16 protein-coding genes are annotated in these 14,640 nt (G+C 71.4%); 14 read left to right on the top strand and 2 right to left on the bottom strand.

Features of this window, described 5'->3' with window-relative positions; all coding sequences use genetic code 11:
* Nucleotides 1–15: 15 nt before the first annotated feature.
* From H576_RS0107540 to H576_RS0107480, 13 genes are all read left to right on the top strand, one after another.
* The gene (locus H576_RS0107540) at nucleotides 16–1,005 is read left to right on the top strand and encodes a metal ABC transporter solute-binding protein, Zn/Mn family (protein ID WP_036319913.1); all 990 of its coding nucleotides are present in this window, start codon (nucleotides 16–18) and stop codon (nucleotides 1,003–1,005) included.
* A gap of 28 nt (nucleotides 1,006–1,033) precedes the next feature.
* Nucleotides 1,034–1,852: a metal ABC transporter ATP-binding protein gene (locus H576_RS0107535; RefSeq protein ID WP_029150428.1), complete on the top strand. Its 819-nt coding sequence runs from the start codon at nucleotides 1,034–1,036 to the stop codon at nucleotides 1,850–1,852.
* Nucleotides 1,852–2,757, top strand: coding sequence for a metal ABC transporter permease (locus H576_RS0107530; RefSeq protein WP_051172387.1), 906 nt, complete (start codon nucleotides 1,852–1,854; stop codon nucleotides 2,755–2,757). The genes H576_RS0107535 and H576_RS0107530 overlap by 1 nt, the downstream gene beginning before the upstream one ends.
* Nucleotides 2,758–2,767: 10 nt before the next feature.
* Nucleotides 2,768–3,169, top strand: a complete 402-nt coding sequence (locus H576_RS0107525) for a Fur family transcriptional regulator (RefSeq protein WP_036319910.1) — start codon at nucleotides 2,768–2,770, stop codon at nucleotides 3,167–3,169.
* A 36-nt stretch (nucleotides 3,170–3,205) separates the two neighbouring features.
* Complete coding sequence (locus H576_RS0107520) at nucleotides 3,206–4,216, top strand: permease (protein ID WP_029150425.1); 1,011 nt, start codon at nucleotides 3,206–3,208, stop codon at nucleotides 4,214–4,216.
* Nucleotides 4,206–4,940 (top strand): TIGR03943 family putative permease subunit, encoded by a 735-nt coding sequence (locus H576_RS0107515; protein WP_029150424.1) that lies wholly within the window; start codon nucleotides 4,206–4,208, stop codon nucleotides 4,938–4,940. The genes H576_RS0107520 and H576_RS0107515 overlap by 11 nt, the downstream gene beginning before the upstream one ends.
* Nucleotides 4,930–6,333 (top strand): Ig-like domain-containing protein, encoded by a 1,404-nt coding sequence (locus H576_RS0107510; protein ID WP_029150423.1) that lies wholly within the window; start codon nucleotides 4,930–4,932, stop codon nucleotides 6,331–6,333. The genes H576_RS0107515 and H576_RS0107510 overlap by 11 nt, the downstream gene beginning before the upstream one ends.
* 67 nt (nucleotides 6,334–6,400) lie before the next feature.
* Nucleotides 6,401–7,375, top strand: coding sequence for a zinc-binding dehydrogenase (locus tag H576_RS0107505; RefSeq protein ID WP_029150422.1), 975 nt, complete (start codon nucleotides 6,401–6,403; stop codon nucleotides 7,373–7,375).
* Nucleotides 7,376–7,531: 156 nt separating this feature from the next.
* Entirely contained in the window at nucleotides 7,532–7,768 is a 237-nt protein-coding gene (gene rpmB / locus H576_RS0107500; protein ID WP_029150421.1) for a 50S ribosomal protein L28, read from the top strand.
* A complete protein-coding gene (gene rpmG, locus H576_RS0107495; protein WP_029150420.1) occupies nucleotides 7,768–7,938 on the top strand; it encodes a 50S ribosomal protein L33 in 171 nt (56 codons plus the stop codon). The genes rpmB and rpmG overlap by 1 nt, the downstream gene beginning before the upstream one ends.
* A gap of 3 nt (nucleotides 7,939–7,941) precedes the next feature.
* Nucleotides 7,942–8,247, top strand: coding sequence for a 30S ribosomal protein S14 (rpsN, locus tag H576_RS0107490; protein WP_029150419.1), 306 nt, complete (start codon nucleotides 7,942–7,944; stop codon nucleotides 8,245–8,247).
* Between the two features lie 262 nt (nucleotides 8,248–8,509).
* Nucleotides 8,510–8,797, top strand: a complete 288-nt coding sequence (locus H576_RS0107485) for an HU family DNA-binding protein (protein WP_029150418.1) — start codon at nucleotides 8,510–8,512, stop codon at nucleotides 8,795–8,797.
* 94 nt (nucleotides 8,798–8,891) lie between these two features.
* Nucleotides 8,892–10,865 (top strand): bifunctional copper resistance protein CopD/cytochrome c oxidase assembly protein, encoded by a 1,974-nt coding sequence (locus tag H576_RS0107480; protein ID WP_029150417.1) that lies wholly within the window; start codon nucleotides 8,892–8,894, stop codon nucleotides 10,863–10,865.
* 13 nt (nucleotides 10,866–10,878) lie between these two features.
* Here H576_RS0107480 and H576_RS0107475 read toward each other — a convergent pair whose 3' ends face one another.
* Both H576_RS0107475 and H576_RS14830 read right to left on the bottom strand, forming a co-directional pair.
* A complete protein-coding gene (locus H576_RS0107475) occupies nucleotides 10,879–12,096 on the bottom strand; it encodes a serine hydrolase domain-containing protein (RefSeq protein WP_029150416.1) in 1,218 nt (405 codons plus the stop codon).
* Between the two features lie 33 nt (nucleotides 12,097–12,129).
* The gene (locus H576_RS14830) at nucleotides 12,130–13,506 is read right to left on the bottom strand and encodes an ATP-dependent DNA helicase (RefSeq protein ID WP_036319907.1); all 1,377 of its coding nucleotides are present in this window, start codon (nucleotides 13,504–13,506) and stop codon (nucleotides 12,130–12,132) included.
* 75 nt (nucleotides 13,507–13,581) lie between these two features.
* Here H576_RS14830 and H576_RS14825 point away from each other — a divergent pair, with 75 nt between their 5' ends.
* Nucleotides 13,582–14,640 (top strand): hypothetical protein, encoded by a 1,059-nt coding sequence (locus tag H576_RS14825; RefSeq protein WP_036319904.1) that lies wholly within the window; start codon nucleotides 13,582–13,584, stop codon nucleotides 14,638–14,640.

The raw sequence follows: 14,640 nt of genomic DNA, 5'->3' as shown, positions 1-14,640 counted from the left end.
CGTAGCGTCGCTCGCATGCTGAACCGACGCGCGCTCATCGTCGCACCCCTCCTCGCCGTGCCCGCCCTGATCCTGGCCGGCTGCGGATCCTCCGCCGACTCCGGCTTCGACGCCGCCGCGAGCGACGCGGGCTTCACGATCGTCACCTCGACCAACGTCTACGCGTCGATCCTCCAGGAGCTCGTCGGCGACTCGGCGACCGTCACGCCCGTGATCAGCTCGGCGTCGGCCGACCCGCACGACTACGAGGCGACGGCCCGCGACCAGCTCACGGTCGACGACGCCGACCTCGTGGTCATGAACGGCGGCGGCTACGACTCGTTCATGGACAAGATGATCGACTCGGCCGGCGTCGACCACGTCATCAGCGCGGTCGACTACAACAGCACCTACCCGGGTGCCGACGCGGCCGAGGACGAGCACGATCACGGCGACGACGAGAGCGCCGACGAGCACGACCACGACCACGAGCACATCGAGGGCTTCAACGAGCACGTCTGGTACGACCCGCACACGGTCGAGGGCCTCGTCGCGGCGGTGCAGACCGAGCTCGACGAGCTGAACCCCGACGGATCGGACGCCGTCGCGACCGGCGCGGAGAAGGTGACGTCCGACCTCGACGCGCTCGAGGCGTCGCTCGCCGACATCGCGGCCGACCACACGGGCGACACCGCGTTCTTCACCGAGCCCGTCGGCGCGTACTTCGCCGAGGAGGCCGGCCTCGAGGACGTCACGACCGAGGGCTTCTCGGAGGCCGTCGAGGAGGGGCAGGACGTCGCGCCGGCGACGCTCCTCGCCGCGACGAACGCGATCTCGGGCGGCGACGTCAGCGTGCTGATCGCCAACGCCCAGACGGGCGGATCCGAGACCGAGGCCGTCATCGACGCGGCGAACGAGGCGGGCGTGCCCGTGATCGAGCTCACCGAGACGCTTCCGGACGGCGAGGACTTCTTCGGCTGGATGCAGGACAACGCGAAGAACCTCGCTGACGCCCTTGCCGAGTGACGCACCCGCCCCTGAGACAATCGGAGGCATGACCGAACCGGTTCTCAGCATCACAGGGGCGGGGCTCCGGCTGCGCGGCCGCGATCTCTGGCAGGGTCTCGACCTCGAGATCCGGCCGGGCGAGTTCGTGGCCGTGCTCGGCCCCTCCGGTTCGGGCAAGACGACCCTGCTGCGCTCGATCCTCGGGCTGCAGCGGCTGAGCGCGGGGGAGATCCGCGTCGCGGGCCGCCCCGTGCGCCGCGGCAACCCCGAGGTCGGGTACATCCCGCAGCAGCGCCCGCTCCCGCTCGGGACGAGCCTCCGGGCCCGCGACCTCGTCGCGCTCGGCGTGACGGGGACCCGGTTCGGGGCTCCCCTCCCGCGCCGGGGCGACCGCGAGCGGGTCGACGAGCTGCTCGCGGGCGTCGGGGCGACGCGCTTCGCCGACGACCCCGTCGGCTCGCTCTCGGGCGGCGAGCAGCAGCGGCTGCGGGTCGGCCAGGCCCTCGCGGGCCACCCGCAGATGCTCCTCTGCGACGAGCCGCTCTCGAGCCTCGACCTCGCGAACCAGCGGGCCGTGACGAGCATCATCGACGCGGAGCGCCGCGACCGCGGGGCCGCCGTGCTCTTCGTGACGCACGACATCAACCCGATCCTCGGCGTCGTCGACCGGATCCTCTACATCGCGGGCGGGCGCTTCCGCCTCGGGACGCCGGACGAGGTGCTGCGCACCGAGGTGCTCACGGACCTCTACGGCGCGCCCGTCGAGGTCGTCCGGGCCGCCGGCCGCCTGCTCGTCGCGGGCATCCCCGACGCCGAGCCCCACCACCCGCATCACGATCACGAGCACGACGCGGGAGCCGCCTGATGATCCGCATCCTCCCCGCCCTCGAGTGGAGCGACGTGTTCTCGTTCCAGGACTACGGCGCCTTGCTCCAGCTCATGATCAACCCGCTCATCGCGGGCGCGGCCCTCGGGATCGTCGGCGGCCTCATCGGCGTCTTCATCATGCAGCGCGACATGGCGTTCGCGGTGCACGGGATCAGCGAGCTCTCCTTCGCGGGGGCGGCGCTCGCGCTGCTCCTCGGCTCCTCGGTCGTCGTCGGCTCGCTCGCGGGTTCGATCGTCGCGGCCCTGATCATCGGGCTCCTCGGGTCGCGCGCCCGCGACCGCAACTCGATCGTCGGCGTCCTCATGCCCTTCGGGCTGGGCCTCGGGATCCTGTTCCTGTCGCTCTACCAGGGGCGATCGGCCAACCGCTTCAGCCTGCTCACGGGCCAGATCGTCGCCGTGAGCGACAGCTCGACGGTGTGGCTCGTCGTCCTCGCCGCGATCGTGTTCGTCGGCCTCGTCATCGTGTGGAACCCGCTGCGCTTCGATTCGCTCGACCCGCAGGCGGCCGAGGCGCGCGGGCTTCCCGTCCGCGGGCTGAGCATCGTGTTCATGCTGCTGCTCGGCATTATCGTCGCGGCCGCGGTCCACATCCTCGGCGCCCTCCTCGTCATGGCGCTCCTCGTCACGCCGGCCGCCGCCGCGATGCGGGTCAGCCACAGCCCCGTCGTCGTGCCCGTGCTCGCCGCCGTGTTCGGCTTCGTCTCGGCGGTCGGCGGGATCCTCCTGGCGATCTCGGGGACGCTGCCCGTGAGCCCGTACATCACGACGATCTCGTTCCTCATCTACGTCGTGTGCCGCATCATCGCGGCCCGCCGCGACCGCGCGCTTCACATGCGCCTCCATGCCGCGGACGATGCGCCGTGCAGGCCCGGGCGGTAGTTTGGGGGCCATGGCGGCACAGCGCAACACGTGGCAGAAGGAGGCCGTTCGGGAGGCCCTCGGCCACGCCGACGGCTTCGTGAGCGCGCAGACCCTGCACGCCGGCATCCGCGACGACACCGGCATCGGCCTCGCGACGGTGTACCGCGCCCTCGCGGGCCTCGCGCAGTCGGGCGAGGCCGACAGCCTGCAGAGCCCCGAGGGCGAGGCGCTCTACCGCGCCTGCAAGACCTCGGGACACCATCACCACCTGATCTGCCGTCGCTGCGGCCGCACCGTCGAGATCGAGGCGACGGCCGTCGAGCAGTGGGCGCACGACGTCGCGGCGCAGAACGGCTTCACGGGCGCCGAGCACGTCGTCGACATCTTCGGGCTGTGCGCGCAGTGCACGGCCGAGGTCGACGCGGCCTGACGCGTGGCGGCGCCCCCCGCAGCCCGATCCGTCCGCATCGGCCGCAACGGCCGTGAGACGGCGGATCCGTCGCGCGCCCTCCTGGCGCTCGGCGCCGGCGTCCTGTTCGCGGCGCTGATCTTCGCCGTCAACCTGCTCCTCGCGCCCGCGTTCGACGCGACGCTGCCGACGCGGGTGCAGGACGGCCTGACCCTGACCCTCAGCGTCCTCATCGAGTCGCTGCCGTTCGTCGGCCTCGGCGTGATCCTCGCGATCGCGATCCAGGTGTGGGTCCCGGCCGCGTGGGTCGAGCGGGTCCTCCCGCGGCGGGCGTGGCCGCGCCGCCTCGTGCTCGCGGCGCTCGGCATGCTCATCCCGGTGTGCGAGTGCGGCAACGTGCCCTTCGCGCGGGGGCTCATGATGCGCGGGCTCACGCCGGCCGACACGCTCGCGTTCCTCGTCGCGGCGCCGATCGTGAACCCCATCGTCATCATCACGACGCACCAGGCGTTCGGGTGGTCCGGTGGGATCCTCGTCGCCCGCGTCGCGGGCGGCTACGCCGTCGCCCTCCTGATCGGCTGGGTCTACAGCCGCCACCCCGACCCGCAGGCGCTCCTGACGGAGCGCTTCCGCCTCGCGTGCGAGGACACGGCCGAGGCCGGGGGATCCCGGTTCCGCCGCAGCCTCGCCCAGTTCGTCATCGAGCTGCGCGCGGTCATGCCGGCCCTCGTCATCGGATCGGCGATCGCGGGCGCCGTGCAGGTCGTGATCCCGCGCAGCGTCCTCGTCGCGATCGGGTCGAACCCCGTGCTCTCGGTCGTCGCGATGATGCTCCTCGCCGTCACGGTCGCGCTCTGCTCGAACGTCGACTCCTTCTTCGCGCTCTCGTTCGCGTCGACCTTCACGACGGGCTCGCTCGTCGCGTTCCTCGTCGTCGGCCCGCTCATCGACGTCAAGATGATCGCCCTCCTCCGCACGACGTTCACGACGCGCGTCATCGCGGGGATCTCGGCGGTCGTCGCGCTCTTCGCCTTCGCGCTCGGGACGGTGATGAACCTTGTCCTCTAGTGCGTGGAACCGCTGGCTCGGCGTCGGCATCGCCTCGCTCCTCGCGGCTCTGACGGTCGCGCTCACGGCGACGGGCCGCCTGCAGCTCTACATCAACCCCGGCCAGGCGTGGTTCGCCTGCGGCATGGCGGTCCTGCTGCTCGCGGGATCGATCGCGTCGTTCCTCCTGCCGCTCCGTGAGGAGCACGAGCACGATCACGGGCACGAACACGGATCCCCGTCGCGGGTCGGCGCCGCGGCCGCCGTCGCGGGCGGCGTCGTCGCCTCGATCGTGGCCGCGGCGGCCGTCGCCCTCCCTCCCGCGACGCTCTCGGCCGAGGTCGCGATGGACCGCGACACGGGAACGCCGCCCCTCTTCGCGGGGGCCGACGACGTCGAGCTCGGCGAGGTCGACACGTCCGACTTCGGCGTCGGCGACTGGGCCGCGGTCTTCGCGACGGCGACGAACCCCGATCGCTACCTCGGCGCCCCGATCACGCTCACGGGCTTCGTGACCCCGGGGTCCGACGGCTCCATCGACCTCAGCCGCCTCGTCATCACGCACTGCGTCATCGACGCGCAGCCCGCGAACCTCCCGATCGCGGGGGAGGAGGGGTCGGACCTCGAGACCGGCCAGTGGGTCGAGATCGCGGGCCAGGTCGGGACCGACGCCGCGGGATCGCTCGTGATCGACGCCGCGACCCTCACGGCGATCGACGAGCCCGAGGATCCGTATGAGTACTGACACGCGGCGCTCGCGGCGCACGGCGCGCAGGCGGCGCGGCTTCTCGGTCGCGCTCGCCGCGGTCATCAGCGTCCTCGCGGTGATCGGCGGCGTCGGGGCGGGCGTGAGCCTCACGCAGGGGCCGCGCGTCACGCAGGTCCAGGTCGACCCGGCGTCGGCGATCGCCGAGTCGGGGTCGCGCGTGATCCTCACCGCCAACGAGGCGCTCGCGGACGTCGCCGACGCGCAGGTCACGGTCGAACCCGAGACCGAGCACACGATCGACGCGTCGGGCCGCACCGTCGGGGTCCGCTTCCCCGCCGCCCTCGACGCGGGGACGACCTACACCGTCACGGTCTCGGGCGCCACGGGGCTCGGGGGCGGCCCGTCGTCGACGCTCACGACGAGCTTCACGACGCCGGCCGCGGGCTACCTGGTGCTCGAGCGGAGCGCAGACGGCGACGACCGCATCGCGAGCCGCACCGTGGGGTCGGACGCGGAGGACGTCGTCTACGAGGCGCCGACGATCGACGACTTCCGCGCGACGAGCGGCTTCCTCGCGGTGTCGACGGGCGACGGGCTGACGGTCGTCGACCGCGCGACGGGCGAGGCGCGCGACGTCGCGCTGCCCGGGGAGGGGACGATCGCGGGCCTGCAGGTGTCCGAGAAGGGCCAGCTGTACGGCTTCGTCTACACCGACGACGAGCTGACCGAGACCTCGGGGCGCAACAGCGTTCTGTACACGGGCGAGCTGCGCGCGGCATGGGGCGGGTCGGCGGATCCCGCGCCCGTCGAGGTCGCGGGCTCGGCCCCGAGCATCAACGCGTGGCGCTTCGTGCCCGAGACCTCGTCGCTGCTCCTCAACGACTTCGACGGCGACCTGACCCTCGTCGACCAGGCGGGAGGGGATCCCTCGAGCTTCGGCCTCGGCTCGGCGATCGCGGGCATCGCGCGGTCGACCTACACCGCGATCGTCGAGACCGCCGACCAGGGCATCGTGGGCCTCGACCTCGAGACGGGCGACACGACGCCCCTCGCCGACGTCGACCACGACGGGGTCTGGCTGCTCAACGAGCTGATCCCGACGGCCGACGGCGGGACGCTGCGCGCCTACGGCGTGATGGACGGGAATGTCCCCCGCGAGACCCGCATCGTCGAGGCGCTGCCTGGCGGCTCGCAGCTCGACGTCGCGACCGTCGCCGAGAGCGACGCGCTGCTCCAGGTGTGCGCCTCGCCGAGCGCGCAGTACGCCGCCGTCGTCGTCGCCCCGGACATCGTCGGGAACCGCTACGACGGCGGGCACCAGGCGATGCCCGAGACCGTCGAGACGCGGATCGTCGACATCGCGACGGGCGACGAGATCCAGGTGGTCCCGGGCTTCGACTCGAGCTGGTGCGAGGTCGGCCCGTGGTGAGCGGGGAATGAATCCAGCAGGACGCCTGTTGAACAGTCGGAGCATCCGTCCACAGAAAGGCACTGCAATGCGCGCACTCGTCCACGAGACGTTCGGAGAGGCGACCGACGTCCTCCGGGTCCAGGAGATCCCTACCCCCGAGCCCGGCCCCGGGCAGGTGCGCGTCCGCACGATCCTGTCGCCGATCCACAACCACGACCTCTGGACGATCCGCGGCACCTACGGATTCAAGCCCGAGCTTCCCGCGCAGTCGGGCACCGAGGCCGTCGGGGTCGTCGACGCGCTCGGCGAGGGCGTCGAGAACCTCAGCGTAGGCCAGCGCGTCACGGGGTCGACTTTCGGCGTCTGGGCCGAGCACTTCGTCGCGCCGGCGGCCGGCATGATCCCCGTGCCCGACGGCGTCGACGACGAGACGGCGGCGCAGCTCGTCTCGATGCCGTTCAGCGCCCTCGCGCTGCTCGACTCGCTCGCCGTCGAGCCCGGCCAGTGGATCGTGCAGAACACGGCCAACGGCGCCGTCGGCCGCCTCGTCGCCCAGTTCGCGCGGGCGCGCGGCGTCAACGTCCTGGGCCTCGTGCGCCGCGACGCGGCGGTCGCCGAGCTCGCGGAGGCGAGCATCGACCGCGTCGTCTCGACCGAGCACGAGGGCTGGCGCGACGAGGCCTTCGCGATCCTCGGCGACGACCGCCCCGTGACGGCCGTCGACTCGGTCGGCGGCGCGGGGACGGCCGACCTCATCTCGGTCCTCGGCGACGACGGATCGGTCGTCGTGTTCGGATCGATGGGTTCGGCCGATCTCGCGGTCACGGCGGCCGACGTGATCTTCCGCGGCATCTCGGTGCGCGGGTTCTGGGGATCCCGCGTCAGCCGCGAGCTCGCGCCCGAGAAGCGCGCCGAGCTCTTCGGCGAGCTGTTCCGGCGCGTCGGCGGCGGCGAGGTGCGCCTGCCCGTGGAGCGGATCTTCTCGTTCGACGAGGCGCGCGAGGCGGCCGCGGCGAGCGACACCGCCGGCCGCGTGGGCAAGATCCTGTTGCGCCCCTGACGTCTGGTAGACTCGCTCTTTGGCTGTGCGCACTCCTGTGCACAGACCGTGCCTCACTCCCCTGAACACAGCCCGTCACGGGCGGGGAGAGCGGGGCGCAGACAAGAGATCTTGGGTGGCCCCGTCGCGGGCCACGGTATTGAAGGAGAGTGAAACATGGCTGCTGTGTGCCAGGTGACGGGAGCCACCCCCGGCTTCGGTCACAACGTCTCGCACTCGAACCGACGCACCAAGCGTCGCTTCGACCCGAACGTGCAGAAGAAGACGTACTTCGTCCCGTCGCTCGGCCGCAAGGTCACGCTGACGGTCTCGGCCAAGGGCATCAAGGTCATCGACGCCCGCGGCATCGACTCGGTCGTGAAGGACCTGCTCGCGAAGGGTGTGAAGATCTGATGGCTAAGAAGTCGCAGGACGTCCGTCCGATCATCAAGCTCCGTTCGACGGCGGGCACCGGTTACACCTACGTGACCAAGAAGAACCGTCGCAACAACCCCGACCGCCTCGTGCTCAAGAAGTACGACCCGGTGGTCCGCAAGCACGTCGAATTCCGAGAGGAGCGTTGATCCATGGCTAAGAAGAGCAAGATCGCGCGCAACGAGCAGCGCAAGGCTGTCGTCGCCCGCTACAACGAGAAGCGTCTCGAGCTGAAGAAGACGCTCGTCAACGAGAACGCGTCCGACGAGGAGCGCGAGGCCGCCCGCGTCGCGCTGCAGAAGCTGCCGCGCAACGCGTCGCCCGTCCGCGTCCGCTCGCGCGACGTCATCGACGGCCGCCCCCGCGGCGTCCTGACGAAGTTCGGCGTCTCGCGCGTCCGCTTCCGCGACATGGCGCACCGCGGCGAGCTGCCCGGCATCACCAAGTCGTCCTGGTGAGCTGACCTCGACGCATCCGGAAGGCGGATCCTGCTCCTGCGGGATCCGCCTTCCGGCGTCTCCGGGGGTCGCGTTCGGCCCCGATCTGTCCGCCGCGGGCGAAATCCGGGGCGACACGCCGCGTCGATTCGGCCGAGAACCGCGGAAATACGCGGAAAACCGCGGCGAGCGGCTAGCTTGGTGCACGGTCGAACGACCACCCGAGGGAACACCCTCGGTCCACTGAATCGCTGCGGTGCCCCGCGCCGCTGGAGGAAGACCAATGGCCGACAAGAACATCACCAAGACCGAGCTCGTCGCCAGCATCGCGAGCGCCACGGGCCAGAGCCAGGCCACCGTTTCGGGTGTCCTCGACGCGCTCTTCGCCACCGTGTCCGACGCCGTCGCCAAGGGTTCGAAGGTCTCGATCCCCGGCTGGATCGCCTTCGAGCAGGTCGAGACCGCCGCCCGCACGGGCCGCAACCCCCAGACCGGCGCCGAGATCGCGATCCCCGCGGGCAAGCGCGTCAAGGTCACCGCGGGCTCGAAGCTCAAGGCCGCCGTCAAGTAATCAGACGACGTCGTCTCTTCGAGGCGCTCGCCCTCCGGGGCGAGCGCCTCGACGCGTATCCGGCGTTCAGGCGCCGAGAAATAGGGTGGAGGGCGTGAATCCCCGCCTGCTGCGGGCCGTCGGGCCCGTCGTGCTGCTCGTCGCGAGCATCGCGGCGCTCGTCGTCTCGCTCGAGATCGCCGGGGGTGCATCGCCCCTCGCGCTGCAGGACCCGGGCCCCGTCGTCCGCTGGGGCCTCCCCGTCGCGAAGATGTTCGTCAACGTGGGCGGATCCGTGATGGTCGGCCCGATCGTGCTCGCGGTCTTCGCCCTGAAGCCCGGCGAGAAGGCCTTCGACCGCACGCTCGACGTCGCCTCGATCGGCGCCGCGGTGTTCACGGTCGCGAGCGGCGTCACGGCGTACTTCAACTACCTCTCGAGCTTCAACCCGCAGGTCTCGGCGTCGAGCGAGTTCGGCGATCAGTTCGGGTCCTTCCTCACGGGCACGGAGCTCGGCACGGCCTGGCTGATCCAGACGATCGCGGGCGCGGTCGTCACGGTGCTGGCCTTCGCGGTGCGGGGATGGATCCCGACCCTCGTGACGGGCGTCCTCGCGGTCGCGAGCCTCGTGCCGATGGCGACGCAGGGGCACTCGGGCGACCTCGCCGACCACAACGTCGTCGTGACCTCGCTCGCGCTCCACGTCATCGGGGCGGCGATCTGGCTCGGCGGCCTCCTGGCGCTCGCGATCATCCGGTCGTCCCTCGACGGCGACCGGGCGCGCGTCGTGCTCGAGCGCTACTCGTCGCTCGCGCTCGCGATGTTCGTCGTCGTCGCGTTCTCGGGGGTCCTGCGCTCGACGTCGTCGATCGCCGATCCGGTCCAGCTCGTCACGACGGCCTACGGCGTCGTGCTGCTGATCAAGGTCGTCATGCTCGTCGCGATGGGCGCGCTCGGCGCCTGGTACCGGCGATCCCTCATCCCGCGCAGCGGCGAGCGGAACGCGGTCTTCTGGGCCGTGCTCGTCCTCGAGCTCGCGTTCATGGGCATCGCGATGGGAGCCGCCGCGGCGCTCGCGCGCTCGGCCCCTCCGGTCAACGAGGTCCCTCCCGTGCGCCAGACGCCGGCCGAGATCCTCACCGAGGTGCCGCTGCCTCCCGAGCTCACGCCCCTGCGCTTCCTCACGGAGTGGGACATCGATCCGCTCTGGCTCCTCGTGTGCGGCTTCGCGATCGTGTTCTACCTCCTGGGCGTCAGGCGGCTCGCGAAGCGCGGCGACCGCTGGCCCGTCCACCGCACGGTGCTCTGGGTGCTCGGCATGCTCGTCCTCGCGTGGGTGACGAGCGGCCCCCTCAACGCCTACGGGCACACGCTCTTCAGCATCCACATGCTGCTGCACATGCTCCTGACGATGGCGATCCCGCTCATGCTCGTTCCGGGATCCCCCGTCACGCTCGCGGCCCGCGCCATCGCGCGGCGCGACGACGGCACCCGGGGCGGCCGCGAGTGGATCCTCTGGATCGTGCACAACCCCGTCGCGAAGGTCCTGACGAACCCGATCGTCGCGGCGCTCCTGTTCGTCGGCTCGCTGTGGGTGTTCTACTTCACCGACATCTTCCGGCTCGTGATGTACGACCACCTCTGGCACGAGTGGATGGTCGTCCACTTCCTCGTCACGGGGTACCTCTTCGTGCTCTCGCTCACGGGAGCCGACCCCGTTCCCTACCGCATGCCGTACGCCGGGCGCCTCGTGACGCTCATCGTGACGATGGCGATGCACGCGTTCTTCGGCATCGCGATCATGAGCCAGGACGGCCTCATGGTCGCCGAGTGGTTCGGCGCGATGGGGCGCGACTGGGGCCCGACGCCCCTCGAGGATCAGTACACGGGCGGCGGGATCGCATGGTCGATCGGCGAGATCCCGACCGTCATCACCGCGATCACGGTCGCGATCCAGTGGTCGCGCTCGGACCGCCGGGAGCAGAAGCGCCACGACCGCGCCGCGGACCGCACGGGCGACGCCGAGCTCGCGGAGTACAACGCGCGCCTCGCCGCGCTCGCCGAGCGCGACGCCCGTCGCGGCCTCTGAGGCGACGCGCGCGTCAGCTGATGGGGCAGACCGCCGCGGCGTCGACCGCCGAGCGGGCCTGCTCCGCCGTCCACGGCAGCGACGCGGGGGTGTCGGCCGGGGCCGTCGCCGCGACGGCCGCCAGCTCGCGCGCGATCGCGCCCGCGAGCGCGCCCCCGCCCGCCGAGTCGTTCAGCGCGACGACGACCGTCAGCCCGCTGTCGACGTCGCTGTACGCGGCCGTCGAGTATCCGAGGATCGAGCCCTCCTGCCCCAGCATGGGGCCGTAGAGGATGTCGCCGCCGGCGGCGCGGATCCACTGGTCGCCGTCGGACGACGTCGGGAGCGACGACGCCCAGCGCGCGGCGAGGTCGTCGGACGAGCCGGCCGAGCCCGCGAGGTCGCTCACGTAGTCGCGCAGGTCGGTGAGCGTCGAGACGGCGCTGCTGTCGGCGAAGCCGTAGCTCGGGGAGATCTTCGTGTACTCGGTCGACTCGGTGCAGCCCGCCTGCTGCTGCGACGAGCTCGTGTAATAGCCCGGCATCGCATTCGAGCCCGCGGCGGCGGGGGTGTCGGCGGGGATCCGTGTCTGCTCGAGACCCGCGGCGTCGGCGACGTACTGCTGCACGAGGTCGGCGTAGCTCTCGTGCGCCGCGTTCGAGAGCGCGATGCCGAGCAGGTCGAAGGCGGTGTCGGAGTCGGCCCAGCTCTCGCCGTCGCCGAGGGATCCGCCGAGCCCGCCCGAGGCGAACTCGCGCGGCTCCCAGTCGCGGTCGGGGTTCGAGAGGACCTCGCCCCACATGCGCGGAAGCGACGACGCGACGCCCGAGGTGCCGTCGCACAGCTCGACGAGGGTGACCTCGCTCAGCTGCGGCACCGAGGGGATGTAGTCGGTCACGGCGTCGTCGAGCGAGACGGTGCCCTTGCGGTCGAGCGCGTAGAGCACGTCGCAGGTCATGGATCGGGTGATCTGGCCGGCGCGGAACGTCATGTCGGTCGAGATGCCGTCGCCGATGCCCGCCGTCCAGTCGCCGACGCCGGGGACCCAGACGCCGACGATCGCGCCCGAGGCGCCGCCCGCGGCCATGCCGTGGGTCGCGGTGTCCTGGAGCTGCGTCGCGATGTCGTCGGGGAGCGGATCCTCGATCTCGGACGGGGACGGGTTCGATCCCGTGCAGGCGCTCAGGAGCAGAGCGGCGACTCCGATGGCGGCGGCCGCCGCGGTGCGACGACGACGGAGCGAGAAGCGCATGGAACCCCCAGATCAGACAGACTGCGGACGAGTCTATTCGGGCGAGCTGATCCGCATGGATTCGCCCTGCCGCTCCCAGGCACCCTTCATGAAGCGGCGGACGTCCTCGTCGACGCGGATGTCGCTCGGGCGCAGGGGGCGCGACAGGTAGAGCCCCTCGAGCGAGGTGAGCCGCGAGAGCGCGACGTAGGTCTGCCCGGGCGCGAAGGCGCCGGGTCCCAGGTCGACGACGGCCCGATCGTAGGTCTTGCCCTGCGACTTGTGGATCGTGACGGCCCACGCGAGGCGCAGGGGGAACTGCGTGAACTCGGCCGCGATGTCGCGCGAGAGCTTCTTCTGGAAGGGGTCGTAGGAGTAGCGGTACTTCTCCCACACGACGGGCTCGACGTCGTGCTCCTCGCCCTCGACGTCGACGCGCACGGTGTCGCCGAGGATCCGCGTCACGGTGCCGATCGTGCCGTTGACCCAGCGCGGCCCGTCCTCTCCGGCGCCGGCGTCGTTGCGGAGGAACATCACCTGCGCGCCGATCTTCAGCTCGAGGTTCTCGTCGGCGGGGTACGCGTCGCCGCGGCCGAAGTCGCCCGACACCTCGGCGACGGCGGTCTGCACCTTGCCCGGCAGCTCGGCGAGGTGGCGCGCGTTGATCGCGTTGACGCGGTCGTTGCGCGTCGCGAGCGTGATGATCGGGTCGGCGAGGTCGGCCGGGGGCGTGCGCGCGCCCGCCTCGTTGAGCCGGTCGGCGATGTCCTTCGTCACGCGGCCGTACCGCACGGCGTTCAGCATGGTCTTGAAGCCGTCGTCGGCCTGGCGGTGGATCTGCGTGAGCTCGCGGATGTGCAGCTCGGCGCCGTGGCGGCCCATCTCGATGAGGCCGTCGCCGGATCCCTCTCCTGCCCAGACCTTCGCGTCGAAGAACCAGAACGAGCGGTAGTGGTCGTCGACGTAGCGGCGCTCGTCGCCGCGCGGCGGGACGGGGGCGAGCTGGTAGGGGTCGCCGAACATGACGATCTGCACGCCGCCGAAGGGCTCGCGGCGCCGAGCGCGCGCCTGGCGGAGCGATCGGTCGATCGCGTCCATGAGGTCGGCGTTGACCATCGAGATCTCGTCGATGACGAGGGTGTCGATCGCGTTCAGGAGTTTGCGGGTGTCGCCCGACTGGTCGATGTCGCTGTCGGCGATGAGGCCGATGGGCAGCTTGAACAGCGAGTGGATCGTCTGGCCCTCGACGTTGAGCGACGCGACGCCCGTGGGGGCGCAGATCGCGATCTGCTTCTTCGTGTTCCACGTGAGGTGGCGCAGCAGCGTCGACTTGCCCGTCCCGGCGCGGCCCGTGACGAAGACGTGCTCCTGCGTGTCTTCGATGAGCCGGAACAGCGCCTCCTGCTCGGGGGAGAGGGAGGGTGCGGGCACCCGCCCATCCTACGTTTCGGCAACGGTCGCGGCGCGATCAGGGGATCCGCACGATCGCGTTCCTAGACTTGCCGCATGTCTCACCCCTCCCCCGGCGCGCCGCGGCGCCGCGCGGGATGGGACCTCGCCGTCATCGTCCTGCTCCTCCTCATGACCTTCGCCGCGATCGGCGCGTCGTTCCTCGCGCTGAACAGGGAGTTCTGGAGCGCGGGCGCCTTCGCCGAGCGCTACGTCGAGACGCTCGCCGATGCCGACGCCTCGGCGGCCCTCGCGATCCCCGGCGTCGCCCCCGAGGTCTCCGAGCTGCGCGGGATCGGCGAGGAGGGCGCATCGGAGGTGCTCCTGCGGTCCGCGACGCTCACGGGCGAGTTCGACGACGTGCGGGTGACCCGGGACCGGGTGGTCGACGGCGGCGTGCACGAGGTCACGGTCGCCTACACGCTCGACGGGTCCCCGGGCGAGACGACGTTCCGGGTCGAGCAGACGGGGAGCGCGGGGCTCGTGCCCGAGTGGGCGTTCGAGACGAGCCCGCTCGCGGTCATCGACCTGACGGTGCGCGGATCCTGGCGCTTCTCGGTCGCCGACTTCGAGGTCGACGAGCGGCAGATCTCGCCCGACGGCGTCGACGCGAACGGGCTCGATCCCGTCTCGATGCTCGTCTTCGCGCCGGGGTCGTACGCGATCTCGGTCGACACGGCCGCGACGACGGCCGACCCCGTGACCGCGACGGCCGAGGATCCGATGGGCGTCGTCTCCGTCGACGTCCAGACCGAGCCGACGGATCAGCTCCGCGACGTCGTGCAGAACAGCGTCGAGCAGTACCTCACCGACACCTGCACCACGCAGGCCGTCCTCCAGCCGAGCGGCTGCCCGTTCTCGTACGACGCGTCGTGGGGCTGGGCGCAGGACGACATCGAGTGGTCGATCACGTCGATGCCGCGCACGAAGCTCGTCCCCGACGGCGACAGCTGGAAGGTCAGCCCCGCGAGCGGCACGGCGCACGTGACCCTCACTGTGCAGGACTACTTCACGGGCAGCCTCATCCCGATCGACGAGGACGTCTACTTCACGATGGTCGCCGACGTGCACGTGCGCGACGACGGCGTCGCGGCGATCGACATCGACCGGGCGTAG

It is taken from the genome of Microbacterium indicum DSM 19969, assembly GCF_000422385.1.
Lineage (GTDB): Bacteria > Actinomycetota > Actinomycetes > Actinomycetales > Microbacteriaceae > Microbacterium > Microbacterium indicum.
Note: the sequence above shows the minus strand (reverse complement) of the source record. Positions and strands in the feature narration are given on the sequence as shown.

Bases quoted from the DNA above. Each gene is read 5' to 3' on its own strand.
- H576_RS0107540 (WP_036319913.1), top strand. From the start codon at position 16: ATGCTGAACCGACGCGCGCTCATCGTCGCACCCCTCCTCGCCGTGCCC.
- H576_RS0107535 (WP_029150428.1), top strand. From the start codon at position 1,034: ATGACCGAACCGGTTCTCAGCATCACAGGGGCGGGGCTCCGGCTGCGC.
- H576_RS0107530 (WP_051172387.1), top strand. From the start codon at position 1,852: ATGATCCGCATCCTCCCCGCCCTCGAGTGGAGCGACGTGTTCTCGTTC.
- H576_RS0107525 (WP_036319910.1), top strand. From the start codon at position 2,768: ATGGCGGCACAGCGCAACACGTGGCAGAAGGAGGCCGTTCGGGAGGCC.
- H576_RS0107510 (WP_029150423.1), top strand. From the start codon at position 4,930: ATGAGTACTGACACGCGGCGCTCGCGGCGCACGGCGCGCAGGCGGCGC.
- H576_RS0107505 (WP_029150422.1), top strand. From the start codon at position 6,401: ATGCGCGCACTCGTCCACGAGACGTTCGGAGAGGCGACCGACGTCCTC.
- rpmB (WP_029150421.1), top strand. From the start codon at position 7,532: ATGGCTGCTGTGTGCCAGGTGACGGGAGCCACCCCCGGCTTCGGTCAC.
- rpmG (WP_029150420.1), top strand. From the start codon at position 7,768: ATGGCTAAGAAGTCGCAGGACGTCCGTCCGATCATCAAGCTCCGTTCG.
- rpsN (WP_029150419.1), top strand. From the start codon at position 7,942: ATGGCTAAGAAGAGCAAGATCGCGCGCAACGAGCAGCGCAAGGCTGTC.
- H576_RS0107485 (WP_029150418.1), top strand. From the start codon at position 8,510: ATGGCCGACAAGAACATCACCAAGACCGAGCTCGTCGCCAGCATCGCG.
- H576_RS0107475 (WP_029150416.1), bottom strand. From the start codon at position 12,096: ATGCGCTTCTCGCTCCGTCGTCGTCGCACCGCGGCGGCCGCCGCCATC.
- H576_RS14825 (WP_036319904.1), top strand. From the start codon at position 13,582: ATGTCTCACCCCTCCCCCGGCGCGCCGCGGCGCCGCGCGGGATGGGAC.